The sequence below is a fragment of the Flavobacterium niveum genome (assembly GCF_055231775.1).
The window spans coordinates 372314-385323 of sequence record NZ_JBUYSX010000005.1; the positions used below are offsets into that span (position 1 = coordinate 372314).

The 13010-nt window shown below is 43.5% G+C and carries 14 protein-coding genes and 1 riboswitch; of the genes, 9 read left to right on the top strand and 5 right to left on the bottom strand.

Annotated features, from left to right (window positions below; translation table 11 throughout):
* Nucleotides 1-31: 31 nt before the first annotated feature.
* Complete coding sequence (gene folP / locus ACZIX4_RS14710; RefSeq protein ID WP_463336391.1) at nt 32-859, bottom strand: dihydropteroate synthase; 828 nt, start codon at nt 857-859, stop codon at nt 32-34.
* An 82-nt stretch (nt 860-941) separates the two neighbouring features.
* Here folP and ACZIX4_RS14715 point away from each other — a divergent pair, with 82 nt between their 5' ends.
* From ACZIX4_RS14715 to tpiA, 7 genes are all read left to right on the top strand, one after another.
* Entirely contained in the window at nt 942-1484 is a 543-nt protein-coding gene (locus ACZIX4_RS14715; RefSeq protein ID WP_463336392.1) for a DUF1599 domain-containing protein, read from the top strand.
* Nucleotides 1485-1707: 223 nt separating this feature from the next.
* Entirely contained in the window at nt 1708-2817 is a 1110-nt protein-coding gene (locus ACZIX4_RS14720) for a MauE/DoxX family redox-associated membrane protein (RefSeq protein ID WP_463336393.1), read from the top strand.
* The gene (locus tag ACZIX4_RS14725; protein ID WP_463336394.1) at nt 2814-3008 is read left to right on the top strand and encodes a hypothetical protein; all 195 of its coding nucleotides are present in this window, start codon (nt 2814-2816) and stop codon (nt 3006-3008) included. Before ACZIX4_RS14720 ends, ACZIX4_RS14725 begins: the two co-directional genes overlap by 4 nt.
* Nucleotides 3005-4081 carry an ABC transporter permease gene (locus ACZIX4_RS14730; protein ID WP_463336395.1) on the top strand — a complete coding sequence of 359 codons (1077 nt, stop codon included), beginning with the start codon at nt 3005-3007 and terminating at the stop codon, nt 4079-4081. Before ACZIX4_RS14725 ends, ACZIX4_RS14730 begins: the two co-directional genes overlap by 4 nt.
* Before the next feature lies 1 nt (nt 4082).
* On the top strand, nt 4083-4778 hold the full coding sequence (locus tag ACZIX4_RS14735) for a hypothetical protein (RefSeq protein WP_463336396.1): 696 nt from the start codon (nt 4083-4085) through the stop codon (nt 4776-4778).
* Between the two features lie 56 nt (nt 4779-4834).
* Nucleotides 4835-5335 (top strand): TlpA family protein disulfide reductase, encoded by a 501-nt coding sequence (locus ACZIX4_RS14740; protein WP_463336397.1) that lies wholly within the window; start codon nt 4835-4837, stop codon nt 5333-5335.
* Complete coding sequence (gene tpiA, locus ACZIX4_RS14745; RefSeq protein ID WP_463336398.1) at nt 5335-6090, top strand: triose-phosphate isomerase; 756 nt, start codon at nt 5335-5337, stop codon at nt 6088-6090. Before ACZIX4_RS14740 ends, tpiA begins: the two co-directional genes overlap by 1 nt.
* Before the next feature lie 67 nt (nt 6091-6157).
* Here tpiA and ACZIX4_RS14750 read toward each other — a convergent pair whose 3' ends face one another.
* From ACZIX4_RS14750 to ACZIX4_RS14765, 4 genes are all read right to left on the bottom strand, one after another.
* Nucleotides 6158-6748, bottom strand: a complete 591-nt coding sequence (locus ACZIX4_RS14750) for an LURP-one-related/scramblase family protein (protein WP_463336399.1) — start codon at nt 6746-6748, stop codon at nt 6158-6160.
* Between the two features lie 162 nt (nt 6749-6910).
* The gene (locus ACZIX4_RS14755) at nt 6911-8134 is read right to left on the bottom strand and encodes a homoserine dehydrogenase (RefSeq protein ID WP_463336400.1); all 1224 of its coding nucleotides are present in this window, start codon (nt 8132-8134) and stop codon (nt 6911-6913) included.
* A 51-nt stretch (nt 8135-8185) separates the two neighbouring features.
* A complete protein-coding gene (locus tag ACZIX4_RS14760) occupies nt 8186-9361 on the bottom strand; it encodes a trans-sulfuration enzyme family protein (RefSeq protein ID WP_463336401.1) in 1176 nt (391 codons plus the stop codon).
* Between the two features lie 137 nt (nt 9362-9498).
* Nucleotides 9499-9612: riboswitch (SAM riboswitch) on the bottom strand.
* Between the two features lie 122 nt (nt 9613-9734).
* On the bottom strand, nt 9735-10598 hold the full coding sequence (locus tag ACZIX4_RS14765; protein WP_463336402.1) for an EamA/RhaT family transporter: 864 nt from the start codon (nt 10596-10598) through the stop codon (nt 9735-9737).
* A gap of 178 nt (nt 10599-10776) precedes the next feature.
* On the opposite strand from ACZIX4_RS14765, the gene ACZIX4_RS14770 reads away from it, so the two are divergent.
* Nucleotides 10777-11349: a CAP domain-containing protein gene (locus ACZIX4_RS14770; RefSeq protein ID WP_463336403.1), complete on the top strand. Its 573-nt coding sequence runs from the start codon at nt 10777-10779 to the stop codon at nt 11347-11349.
* Nucleotides 11350-11388: 39 nt separating this feature from the next.
* Nucleotides 11389-12996, top strand: coding sequence for a S8 family serine peptidase (locus tag ACZIX4_RS14775; protein ID WP_463336404.1), 1608 nt, complete (start codon nt 11389-11391; stop codon nt 12994-12996).
* The last annotated feature ends 14 nt before the right edge of the window (nt 12997-13010 follow it).

The following is a 13010-nucleotide window of genomic DNA, read 5'->3' on the forward strand; positions in this document are numbered from 1 at the left end:
TGGTATATTAAACAATCGGCTAATCGCTACATTACTTCATTGTTATATTAAATAATTTTACCGTTTCCATCGCTTCCTTTACATCATGTACGCGGAGTATTTTGGCACCTTTCATAAGGGAAATGGTATTTAGTGCCGTAGTGCCGTTAAGTGCTTCCTGTGGGGTAGTGCCAAGCAGTTTATAAATCATCGACTTGCGAGAAATACCGCTTAGCAATGGCAGCCCGGTTATGGTGCTGAATAGCTCCAGCTTACCCATAACCTCATAGTTTTGTTCTAATGTTTTGGCAAAACCAAAGCCGGGGTCTATAATTATATCATCTATACCATGCTGGCGCGCTACAGCAATACGCTCTCTGAAGTATTTTAGCATTTCGCCTATGATATCGTCATAGTGCGTAAGCTTCACCATGGTTTGCGGTGTGCCACGCATGTGCATCATTATATAAGGTACTTTGTGTTTGCCCACGGTAGGTATCATGGCTTCGTCGAGTAAACCGGCGGCAATGTCGTTTATTATGGCAGCACCGGCTTCTATACAGGCAGCCGCTACTTTTGCCCTGAACGTGTCAATAGAAATAACCGTGTCCGGGAAATGCTTCAGTAACAGCTCAACTACAGGTACAGCCCTTTGCAGCTCTTCATCTTCAGTTACAAACTCGGCATTTGGCTTGCTGGAATATGCTCCAAGGTCGATAAACGTGGCACCTTCGGCCAGCATCTTTTCGGTTTGGTTGAGCATTGTGGTTCCGTCTTTATATTTCCCCCCGTCGAAGAATGAATCGGGCGTAACGTTTAATATCCCCATTACTTTCGGGGTACTCAGGTCGATGAGGTTTCCTTTGCAGTTTATATACATAAGCGGTAGTTTGGTGCCCCGCTTTGGGGTTGGGGCGTTTTTTACTACATTTGAAAAAATTTCAAAGCAAAGATACTACTAAATGAGCAATACATCCCAGCAGTACGATAAGGTGATAGCCGCATGCCGACAGCTTTATGCCAATAAAATGAAAGACTACGGCCCCGCCTGGCGTATACTCCGCTTGCCATCGCTTACCGACCAGATTTTTATAAAAGCCCAGCGTATACGCAGCCTTCAGGAAAATGAGGTACGCATGGTAGACGAGGACGAAACGGGGGAGTTCATTGCCATAGTAAACTACTCCATCATGGCGCTGATACAGCTGCAACTGGGAGTAGCCACACAACCCGACCTTACTGCTGAAGAAGCCACGAAGCTATACGATGAGAAAGTAACGCTGACCAAAGACCTGATGATGGCTAAAAACCACGACTACGGTGAGGCCTGGAGGGACATGCGTGTAAGTTCGCTTACCGACCTGATTTTGCAGAAGATACTCCGTGTAAAGCAGATTGAAGATAATAAAGGCAAGACACTGGTAAGCGAAGGCATAGATGCCAACTACCAGGACATGCTGAATTACGGTGTTTTTGCGCTAATCCATCTTGGGTACGCACAATGAACTGACTTGGACTTTTTTGATTGAAGCGAAAAACAGGGATTTTTGTTCCAGATTTTAGCTTTTTTGCACTGCATAGCAGCGCTACGGAGTAAGAAAACAGGTGAAATATGGGGCAAAAAGACCTTTTTGCAGCCAATCGGAAAAAGTTTAAGTCAGTTCAATAACAAGTCATTAACAAAACGCATTGGTTTAAGCCTTAATTTTGAGGAAAACTAATTAAAAAATGGTCAATTCCAATAAGCAAAACATAGCATACGCCATAAGGGGGCTGGTAGCATTCCTGTTCCTTTTTTCGGCTGTAGCCAAAATGTTCCCTTCACCGTACTTTGCTATTTCCACCTTTGAAGTAAAGCAACTGGTGCCGCTGGGCTTCTCACAATCGCTTGCCGTATATTTTTCGCGTACACTAATCGGTATAGAAATAGCACTTGGATTACTACTGTTGCAGCCGCATTACCTTAAAAGGTTTGTGGTACCGTCTACCATAGCACTGCTTGTGGTATTCATTATCCACCTGCTGATAACCATAGCCGGTGGTGGAAATTCAGGCAACTGCGGTTGCTTCGGTTCGCTGCTGCCTATGACCCCGCTGGAATCGGTGTTTAAAAACCTTGCCACTGTAGCGTTGCTTGTATGGCTGTACAGGTTATTGCCATCAGGTTCAGATAAAAATAACTTCTGGGTGCTTACAACCGTGTTGTTTGCTTCAATACTTGGAGTGTTCATGGTGGCCCCGATGCCTAAAGCAAGCACTACACCTACGTTTGAAGTAGGCGAACCGATACCCGAAGAAGCCGCTGCTTTCCCCAATGATACTGTTGTTACAGAAGCACAAGATACCCTTGTTGCACCTGTTGTGGATAATGCACCTGCAAAAACGGATGCTGCTGTTACACCTGCCGCATCGCAGGAAAAACCTGTAGAAGCCAAGCCTGTAGGGCCTGCGCAGAAAAAATCGGTATACTCGCAGTTTTTTGCCAATGCCGATAAGGGTAAAAAAATCATCGGGCTGTTTGTACCGGGCTGTGAGCATTGTCGTGATGCCGCCAAAGAAATAACCGAACTTAGGAAGAAAAACAAGGACTTCCCTGAACTGGAAATCATCTTTATGGATGAGGAAGCCGAAAAGATACCGGAATTCTTTGACTTTGCCGGGGCTAAGTACCCATACAAGATTATGGATGTAGCCGCGTTCTGGAATCTGCTGGGTGGCAGTAAAGATACCCCGGGGGTTATTTACCTTTGGAACGGCAATATCATTAAAGACTGGGAAGGTATAACAGGTAATAAATTTACCGGGGCCGCCCTTATGAAAGAACTCAATAAAAAATGATACAGAATAAAAGGATACAACCGCTTATAGGTTCACTTATCTTATACTTCATTGGCTTTTTCCTGTATAAAGGCTCAGAGGGTAATCTGGTAATGGTTATTCCTGGCGCTTTATTCATGCTTGCAGGGCTGATAATGAATGTTATTTTTATGGTTAAGGTGTTTAAAGACGTGTTTAACAGAAAGAATTGATACGCTATTTTCTACATAAAGCCGGGTACGCACTCCTAACATTGTTTGGGGTGGTTACAGTTATTTTCTTTTTGTTTACCGTACTGCCGGGCGACCCTGCCCGAATGATGCTGGACCAAAACGAGAACAGCGAACAGCTGGCACTCATCCGTAAAAAATATGGTTTTGATAAGCCCATAAGTACACAATACTTGTATTACCTTAATGACCTCTCGCCGCTGTCGTTCCACAGTACCAATGCCGATGACTATACGTTTTTAGCAGAAGGGAAATACAGTGCTGCAAAACTGTTCACCACGGGCAATACAACTACTGTACTAAAAGCGCCTTATTTACGAGAAAGCTTCCAGAAAAGTGGCAAGAAAGTAACACAGGTAATAGGCGACACATTGCCAAATACCGTAGTATTGGCATGTTTTGCCATAGTTATAGCTATTGTAATAGGGGTAGTGCTGGGCGTTGTTTCGGCATTGTATAAAGACACCTGGATAGACCGCACCATAGCCTTACTGAGTACACTGGGCATGAGCCTGCCGTCCTTCTTCGCAGCCATATTGTTTGCATGGTTATTCGGATACTTGTTGCATGAATTTACCAACCTGAACATGACCGGCAGCCTGTACGAAGTGGACGACTTTGGCGAAGGCAGCCACATAAAATGGAAAAACATATTACTGCCTGCCGTAGTGCTGGGCATACGTCCGCTTGGGGTGGTGATACAGCTGATGCGAAACTCATTACTTGAGGTACTCAGTCAGGATTATATCCGTACGGCCCGTGCGAAAGGTTTAAGTGAAATACGCATCATCCGTAAACATGCCCTAAAGAATGCGCTAAACCCTGTGGTAACTGCCATATCGGGGTGGTTTGCAAGTATGCTTGCCGGAGCGGTATTCGTTGAATATATTTTCGGGTGGAACGGCTTGGGTAAGGAAGTGGTGGAAGCACTTAATACACTCGACCTGCCCGTGATTATGGGCAGCGTACTGGTTATCGCCGCTACCTTTGTAGTGATAAACATATTGGTAGATGTGATTTATGCATGGCTGGACCCAAGGATTCGATTGGAATAAGATGAAATGGCTTTTTATACTATACGGACTACTTGTGTTTACGGCTTGCCAAAAGAACAAAGCAGTACCCTTTGCTGTAAAGACAAATAAAGATTCGGTAACAGAACAAGAAAAACCTATAGTGCCGCCGGCTGAACCTGAAATCCGTAAGCCCGAGATTGGAGTTCAGGTAGGGATTGTTTCAGGAAAAAGAATTGCATACGACAGTTACAAGACTAATGACTGGACGACAGAGAAATTTGTAGTGTATATGAAAAACGGTACTGTAAAGGATACCTTGTTTTCACTTAACGAAGCTGATTTTAGTGACTATTATATTTCCGGTGCTGAGGTGCTCTTACTTCAGGGGAAGCCATTTATTTATGTAAGCTCAGATCATACATATGGGCATACCCAAGGGTATTTGTATTCGCTTGACATTGCCAAAAATAAAGCATACCCTGTAAAAGAGGAGCCTTCGTCTGAAACCTATAAAATACCGGACAGCCTTTTTACAGGCCATGTTACCTATTTTGGACTTGCTAAAAATGAAGATAACAGTTTTAGCTTTGGTGCCAACCTGCATTCTCCAAATCAGGTTGCTTATACATATATTAGCAGGTGCAAAGTGGTAGCAAAGCGTAATAGTAAATATGTATTAAGGACTTATGAAAGGACATTGTCTGACGAGAACGGCAATGTTATTAAAATTAAATAACGCGCTTTTTGTTAGAGGCGATGTCGTAAATTTGCTACAATTAACTATATATTAAAATGAAAAAACTATTTTTACTGCCAATACTGTTTATAATGATAGCATGCCAGGCACAGGATAAAACCGCTTTCGGTAATGAAGCGCTTGAAGCAAAAATGACCGCTGTAGACGGTACCCAGATAGCTTTTAAAGACATACTTGCCCAGTATAAAGGCAAGGTTGTGGTTATAGACGTTTGGGCATCATGGTGCCCGGACTGTAAAAAGGGCATGCCAAAGGTACACGACCTGCAAAAGCAGTTCCCTGATGTGCAGTACCTGTTCCTGTCGTATGACCGTGTTATCGAAAAATGGAAAGCAGGTATAGAGTCGTTCAACACTAAGGGCGGCGACAATTACCACGTAGGTACCAGCATGAAGGAAGGTGCTTTTAGCGAAGACATTAAGCTGGACTGGATTCCGCGCTATATGGTGATAGACAAAAACGGTAAGATAGCGCTGTTCCGTGCTATTGAAGCCGACGATGAGAAACTTATCAGTACACTAAAATCAATACAATAATGAGAAAGAAGATCGTTGCAGGTAACTGGAAAATGAATAACGACATTGACCAGACCGTAGCCCTGCTTGATGAACTAATAGCTAAAAAGCCTGAAACTACTACTGCTAAACTGGTAGTAGCACCAAGTTTTATCAACCTTACTACTGCTGTAGCCAAAACTAACGGTACCGGTATTATTGTTGCTGCACAAAACATGCACCAGGCCGAAAGCGGCGCTTATACAGGTGAAGTATCGGTAGGTATGCTTAAAAGCGCACACATTAATACTGTAATCCTTGGCCACTCTGAAAGGCGTGCTTATTTTGGCGAGACCAATGAAATCCTTGCCAAAAAAGTAGATACAGCCCTTGCACATGGCCTTACAATTATATTCTGCTTTGGCGAAGAACTTGCCGACAGGCAAAGCGAAAACCACTTTGCGGTGGTAGAAAGCCAGCTTCGCGAAGGTATTTTCCACATTGCGCAGGAAAACTGGGCAAACGTAGTACTTGCTTATGAGCCGGTTTGGGCTATCGGCACAGGCCTTACGGCTTCACCGGAGCAGGCTCAGGAAATGCACGCGTTTATCCGTAACCTAATTGCAGAAGCAGTAAGCCCTGCAATAGCTGAAGCTACTTCTATCCTTTACGGTGGTAGCGTGAAGCCTGATAATGCAGCTGAAATTTTCGGTAAGCCCGATGTAGATGGCGGCCTTATAGGCGGTGCATCGCTTAAAGCGGATGATTTCCTTGGAATCCTTAAAGGTATAGAATAATATCTTTACCATAAAAATAAACAAGGCGGCTCTTTCGGGCCGCCTTTGTTGTTGTATAAAGTAATGATTACTTATTTTCTTTAAGTACCATATCTATGGTTACCGCAGCAGAAATAATCGCGATACGTGTTTTTGTATCTTCAAGCGCACCGCTTATGTGCACGTGGTATTTATCAGCAGTGGTGAAAAGCTCTTTTAATGCACCTGCCCACTTTTTGTTTACTACACCTATAGGCTGGTTTTTGGCATCGGTAATTTTAAAGTCCCAGGCCACAAAGTCGCCTTTAATATAGCCCAGTGGTATGCCTGCCATATCGGTAATGTTGAAAGCAGGTTTAAGCAGCGTGAATTTTTGTTTTATCTGGCCCACAGGTGTACCGTTTGCATCAGCTATGGTAATTTTAGACATAAAGAATGTCCACCCGCGCGAAATAGTAGCCTGTAGCTGGCCTTGTGCATCACGGATTTCAAGAAGGAAAGGCAGCATTTTTTTGTTCAGTATAAGCCTTAGAGCTTTTTGCCCACCGGTAAGTTTCTGGTTGATGTTACCCAGCTGCTGGCCATCGCCATCGTATACGCGGTACGCATTTTCAAATTTGAACATGTTTACTTTTTCATCAATAAAGTAAGTGTTGCCACTAAAAAAGTTTGATTCCATAAAAGGTCGGTTAAATGAATTTGTGAATGTTTTAAAAATTAGCAGCGCTAATATATTCAAAAGTTCAATACAAACCGCTTTTTGTTAAAAAAAGAAACCTCCCCAGTGGAGTAGGGAGGCTTCCGGTAATTGGAAAATAGTTGAAAGAAAATCCTTTGTTTGTTATGCAGGCACGGCTACCTGCGCTGTGGAGGCGTTCTTCGTTTCCTTAACCACATTGATAAGGATAAACGAAACATCGCTGCCGTATTGCTGTTGCAGTTGTTTAAGGTTGCTCAGCGTAATATCTCCTGTAATGTAGCCCGCGCTGTTATTAAGGTAGGCTTCCTCTACAGTATTAAATTTCAGTTTCAGGGCTTCCGCATCGTCTTTAAGGTGACGCAATAGTACCTTAAGCTCGGCATCGTTGCTTAGGCTCAGGTTTTCCTGGCGCAGTATCTTTTTATATTCGTAGCGGTAGTCATAGCTCAGTGCCGAAATATCAGACAATACAGCCGATGCTGTAGGGTAAGCACCCGCACCACGGCCTACGAAGAAATGTGTATCGGCAAAGTACGTTTTGGTAAGCACACCGTTAAACACATCGTCTACGTTATACAGACGGTCTTCCGGGGTTACAAACTTAGGCGTCACAAATGCCGAAATGGTATTGTCTGCACCTTTAAAAGCCTGTGCTACCAGTTTTATCTTAAAGCCTTTTTCTTTGGCGTACTTCAGTTCAAGTTCGCCTATATTGTCTATGCCCAGGTTGAATATCTCATCAGGGGTAGCTATGTAGCCAAACGAGTGCGCCAGTAATATCTGTAGCTTGTATTTAGCATCAAAACCGCCGGTATCCAGTATCGGGTTACTTTCGGCAAAGCCCAAATCCTGAGCCTGCTTCAGCGCATCCGCATAGCTAAGGTTTTCGGAAAAGGTCTTGGTAAGTATATAGTTTGTACTGCCGTTTACAATGCCTTCTATAGAATCAAGCAGGTCGTTATCGTAGTACTCCTCCAGGTTACGGATGATAGGCATACTGGCACAAGCAGCCGCTTCATATAGCAACGGTACATTGTACTCGCGTTGCAGTTGCAGCAGTTCGGCAAAGTGTTCGGCCACCATTTTTTTGTTGGCGCTTACCACAGCCTTGCCTTTTTTCAGTGCAGCCGTTACAATTTCGTACGCAGCATCGGCATCGTCTATAAGCTCTACCACAACATTAATGCTGTCGTCGTTAAGGATGTCGTTTTTATCGTACGTAAAATTTTCCGGGCCTATTTCACGCTGCTTGTTCTTGTCTTTTACGCAAATGTTCTTGATTGTTGCCTGAAGGCCCGGAGTTTTTTGCAGTACTTCATACAGGCCATGCCCTACTACACCAAACCCAAATAAGCCTATATTCAATTGTTTTCTAGCCATTTTTCCCTATCCTGAGGTGATTTTTCTTCTTTTTAATTATACGGTTGCCGATGCATTTTCCTGAACGCTTATTGCCACTGCAAAAGCCTGTTTCAGGTCTTCGATAAGGTCGTCTGCATCTTCAAGGCCTACGCTAAGGCGTATAAGGCTGTCGGTAACACCTGCCTGGTAACGCTTTTCTGCCGGGATAGACTTGTGGGTCATTTCACACGGTAAACACAGCAGGCTTTTCACCCCGCCAAGGCTTTCGGCAAGTTTAAACAACTTGGTGCTGCTTACTATTTTGCTGGCCAGTTCTTTGTCGTCTATCACCAGGTCAAACGTTACCACACCGCCAAAGTACTTCTGTTGCTTTTTGGCAATTTCGTGGTTGTGGTGCGTAGTAAGGCCCGGATAGTATACGTTTTTAACCAGTTTTTCTTCAAGAAGGTATTCAGCCACTTTTTGTGCATTTTCGGCATGTGCCTTAATGCGCAGGCTAAGGGTTTCTATACCGCGGATAACCAACCAGCTGTCAAACGGCCCAAGGATGGCACCCGAAGCATTCTGGATGAATTTTATTTTGTCGCCAAGTTCCTGGGTGGCTGTAACCACAAGGCCGGCAATAAGGTCACTATGGCCCGAAAGGTATTTTGTAGCACTGTGTACCACGATGTCGGCACCAAGGTTAAGCGGCTTTTGCGCTATTGGCGAAGCAAAAGTATTGTCTACGCAAAGCAGTATGTTATTTGCCTTGGCAATCTTGCCAATGGCTTCAATATCAGAAATTTTCAGTGTAGGGTTTGTAGGCGACTCTATCCAGATCAGTTTGGTTTTGTCGGTTACGGCATCGGCTACGTTTTGTGCATTGGTAGTATCTACGTACTTAATGCTGATGCCGAATTTTTGGTACACATGGGTAAACAACCTGAAGGCACCACCGTAAATATCGTCTACTGCAATAACCTCATCACCGGCGCTAAGTAGTTTTATAACGGCGTCTATCGCTGCAAGGCCGCTGGCAAAAGCGTAACCGTTAGTACCGTTTTCAAGCTGGGCTATAGTATCTTCCAGTACCTTGCGGGTAGGGTTGTTGCTGCGTGCATAATCAAAGCCTTTGTGAACACCCGGTGCATCCTGTACAAATGTTGAAGTTTGGTAAATAGGCACCGAAATACTTCCGGTTAGCGGGTCGATAGGCAGGTTGTTCAGGATTGCAGTTTGTTCTTTCATCTTTTCGAATTAATTTTTGTTAAACATTTCGTTTCTCAAAAACTATTCAAAGCCAGGTATCGAAAAGGCATAAAATAAAAAAGCCTTCCCGACAAGTCAGAAAGGCATATATGGTAAATTATATATTTGCTGTTTCTTACTTATCTTTCCCCGCCATAGGCGTGGTTGAATGTGGCACCTTATCAGCACAAATGCAGGACAGGTTGCCAAGACGTCATCGGGTCAATTCCCTCGGTCTTTCTGGATAAGAATAATTTTGAAGAACTTGCTGCAAAGGTAAGGGAGGAGTTTTTTATTTTCCAAATATTTTCGTGAAAAAATTTCAACCCGCTTGGTTTTTTTGTTTTAACTTATTGGTTTTAAGAAAGTTGTGTTATGTGGAAATTTGCGAAAGCGTAATCAAAACAATCGCCACCAGTGCTAAGAATATCCCGATGTAATTTTTAGTTGTAAGTTTTTCCTTAAATAAAAAAACACCTGCAAGGCTGCCCAAGACAATAACCCCCATGTTCATGGCAGCAAAAACCGTCGACGGGTTTTCGGCAAAAGCCTGATGTGCTTTCAGGTAAAAAAGGATGTTGCCAAAATTAAAAATACCCACCAAAAGCCCAAATGCAAAGTTGATAGGCTCTATATTCCTCTTTAAGAAAATAGCTTCGTAAATTGTGATGAGGAGGGTAACCACAAGTGCCCCTGTAAATATCATAAATAGCGATGTGGTGTAGCCCGGTTTTTCCAGCAGTGCCACCTGTTTAAACAGCGTATCTACCACCCCGAAGCCCAGCAATACAACCGTAGGGAATATCCATTCCCGGCCTGTATTCCCGGTTTCTTCCTTCTTACTCAGTATAAGCATTAGTGCGGGGAAACCCACTACAAGCCCCAGTATTTTCCAGGTGTTAAATGCCTCATGGAAAATAAGCCATGCAGCCAGTATGGGAATAAACAAAGACAACCTTTGGGCGGCATCGGTTTTTACAATGCCCACATGCTTTACAGATGCTGCCAAAAAGAGGAATATAGAGGGCAGCAAAACCATAAGCGGTACATAAACCGGCCAGTGTTGCCCCATGTAAGATACGTCAGCCTCCGGCTTAAAAAAAAGGTAGCACAGCAGCAGTGCCACTACATAATTACACAATATCAGCTGGGTACTGCGGCGTGCTTTCCTGCCCGCAATTTTAAAGATTATCCCCACCGATACGCTGCATAGTATGCTTAACAATAAAAATAACATTTATAAAAATTTCCACAAAAATAATCTAAGAATGCATAACATTTGTAATCGTTTTTGTTTTTTCATAAAGGGTTTAACTAATTGAGTTAGCGAACCTTTTTTTGAATTTTTAGTATAGCGCTTTACAGCATATTGTTTACATTTGGTAAAATGTATGTTTATTTAATTCCCCCACATTATGAAAAAAATTATATCTTTTTTATTATTATTTAGCTGTTTGGCCTGCTCGCTTGTATTAGAAGATGATGATTCGGTAAGCTCTGGCGAAAGCACTAATTCTGAAGCCAAATTATATGGATTGATAATGCAATATCGCCATGAGAAAGGATTGCCTCCAATTCCTATATCTAACTCATTGAATTTTGTTGCGCAAACACACGCTAAGGATTTAGTTGATAACAAACCTGATGTCGGTAATTGTAACCTGCATAGTTGGTCTGATAAAGGAGACTGGACATCTTGTTGTTATACAGAAGACCATGCAAACGCAGCCTGCTTATGGAATAAACCCAGTGAACTCACGTCTTATACAGATAATGGTTATGAAATAGCTACAGCATATTCTTCAAGCGGCAGAAATAAAACAATGGGTGCTGAAGAAGCACTGGAAAATTGGAAAAATAGCCCTGGGCATAATGCTGTAATTATTAATGAAGGTGAATGGGCTAATCATCCTTGGCAAGCTATTGGTATTGGTATGTATAAAGGGGTTGCTCTTGTTTGGTTTGGAGAAGATATTGATGAATACTAACGTTTCTCGTAGATTTGCTGAATATTGACCTGATTTGCTATGAAAAAGCTTTACATACTGTTATGTTTCCTTTTTGCTTTGGCCCTGCATGCCCAGCAAGATGCCTGGGTATACTTTACTGATAAGCCCGATGCCGACTATTATCTGGCAAACCCGCTGGAAATGCTGTCGCAAAAAGCACTGGACAGGCGTACCGCACAGGGCATAGCTTTGGACGAAAAAGACGTACCCATACACCCCGAATACATAGACGGTATTACAACTGCAGCCGGCATTACCGTTATGGCAAAAAGCAAGTGGCTAAATGCATTGCACATCCGGGGTAGTATAGCAGATATTTCGGCGCTTACTTCGTTGGCCTATGTAGTATCAATAGATTTTGCAGACGACAGCCTGAACAGCAAACCGGCAAAGACGAAAACCAACGTCAAAACCACCAATAAACAACTCGAAGTACAAACGGAATACAACTACGGTTCGGCGGCTGCGCAGATACAAATGCTGAACGGCCACCTGCTGCACCAGGCCAATTTTACCGGTACAGGCATGACCATTGCGGTGCTCGATGCAGGCTTTCCTAATACCGATACATCGCCTGTTATGCAGCATTTGTATGATAACAACCTGGTACTGGGCGGGCATAATTTTGTTGAAAATTCAGATAATGTATATACCGGCGGCACGCACGGAACACTGGTACTGAGTACTATGGGCGGTTATGTTGATAATCATCTGGTGGGCACAGCTCCTGATGCGTTTTACTACCTTTTTGTAACCGAAAGCATGACATACGAAAACCCTGTAGAAGAATCGTTTTGGGTAGAAGCCGCAGAAGAAGCCGACAGCCTTGGTGTGGATGTTATCAATACTTCTCTGGGATATTTTACTTACGAAAATGCCGCTTATAGTTATAGCTATGATGAAATGGACGGGCAAACAGCTTTCATTTCACGTGGGGCAGATATTGCCTTTAGCCGAGGCATGTTTATAGTGGTTTCGGCGGGCAATACAGGCTTTGGATCAAACCCCCACATAGGCGTACCGGCTGATGCTGTAAACGTGCTTACCGTAGGCGCTGTGGATAGTGGTGAGCAGTATGCATATTTCAGCTCGACGGGGCCAAGTGCCGACAACCGCATAAAACCCGATGTTATGGCTATGGGCCTGGGCAGTGCTTACGCCGCTACCGATGGCAACATTTACACGGGTAACGGTACCTCGTTTTCCAGTCCCATTACAGCAGGGCTTGTGGCTTGTTTGTGGCAGGCTTTGCCCGACCTTACCAATGCTGAATTGCTACAACTTATAAAGCAATCTGCCGACAGATATACAAATCCTGATGCCTATTACGGTTACGGTATCCCTGATTTTTGGGCAGCGTACCAAAGCACGCTTGACGTACCTAAGGCAGACAAAGACGGTATAACTGTATACCCAAATCCGGCAAATGATGTAGTAAACATAAGCCTCCCCGAAAATGAAACGGGCCCGTTTGTATTATACAACAACCTGGGGCAGGTAGTGCTGAAAACACAACTGACCACTGCTAAAAACCAGGTGGACATAAGCCAATTATCTTCGGGTATATATAATTACCGCGTAGAAAATTCCACTGGCAACAGCATTGGCAAGCTGGTTAAAAACTGATACTATAACCCAAA

Bases quoted from the DNA above. Each gene is read 5' to 3' on its own strand.
- ACZIX4_RS14725 (WP_463336394.1), top strand. From the start codon at position 2,814: ATGATACAGAATAAAAGGATACAACCGCTTATAGGTTCACTTATCTTA.
- ACZIX4_RS14775 (WP_463336404.1), top strand. From the start codon at position 11,389: ATGAAAAAGCTTTACATACTGTTATGTTTCCTTTTTGCTTTGGCCCTG.
- ACZIX4_RS14765 (WP_463336402.1), bottom strand. From the start codon at position 10,598: ATGTTATTTTTATTGTTAAGCATACTATGCAGCGTATCGGTGGGGATA.
- tpiA (WP_463336398.1), top strand. From the start codon at position 5,335: ATGAGAAAGAAGATCGTTGCAGGTAACTGGAAAATGAATAACGACATT.
- ACZIX4_RS14760 (WP_463336401.1), bottom strand. From the start codon at position 9,361: ATGAAAGAACAAACTGCAATCCTGAACAACCTGCCTATCGACCCGCTA.
- folP (WP_463336391.1), bottom strand. From the start codon at position 859: ATGTATATAAACTGCAAAGGAAACCTCATCGACCTGAGTACCCCGAAA.
- ACZIX4_RS14750 (WP_463336399.1), bottom strand. From the start codon at position 6,748: ATGGAATCAAACTTTTTTAGTGGCAACACTTACTTTATTGATGAAAAA.
- ACZIX4_RS14715 (WP_463336392.1), top strand. From the start codon at position 942: ATGAGCAATACATCCCAGCAGTACGATAAGGTGATAGCCGCATGCCGA.
- ACZIX4_RS14720 (WP_463336393.1), top strand. From the start codon at position 1,708: ATGGTCAATTCCAATAAGCAAAACATAGCATACGCCATAAGGGGGCTG.
- ACZIX4_RS14740 (WP_463336397.1), top strand. From the start codon at position 4,835: ATGAAAAAACTATTTTTACTGCCAATACTGTTTATAATGATAGCATGC.
- ACZIX4_RS14735 (WP_463336396.1), top strand. From the start codon at position 4,083: ATGAAATGGCTTTTTATACTATACGGACTACTTGTGTTTACGGCTTGC.
- ACZIX4_RS14770 (WP_463336403.1), top strand. From the start codon at position 10,777: ATGAAAAAAATTATATCTTTTTTATTATTATTTAGCTGTTTGGCCTGC.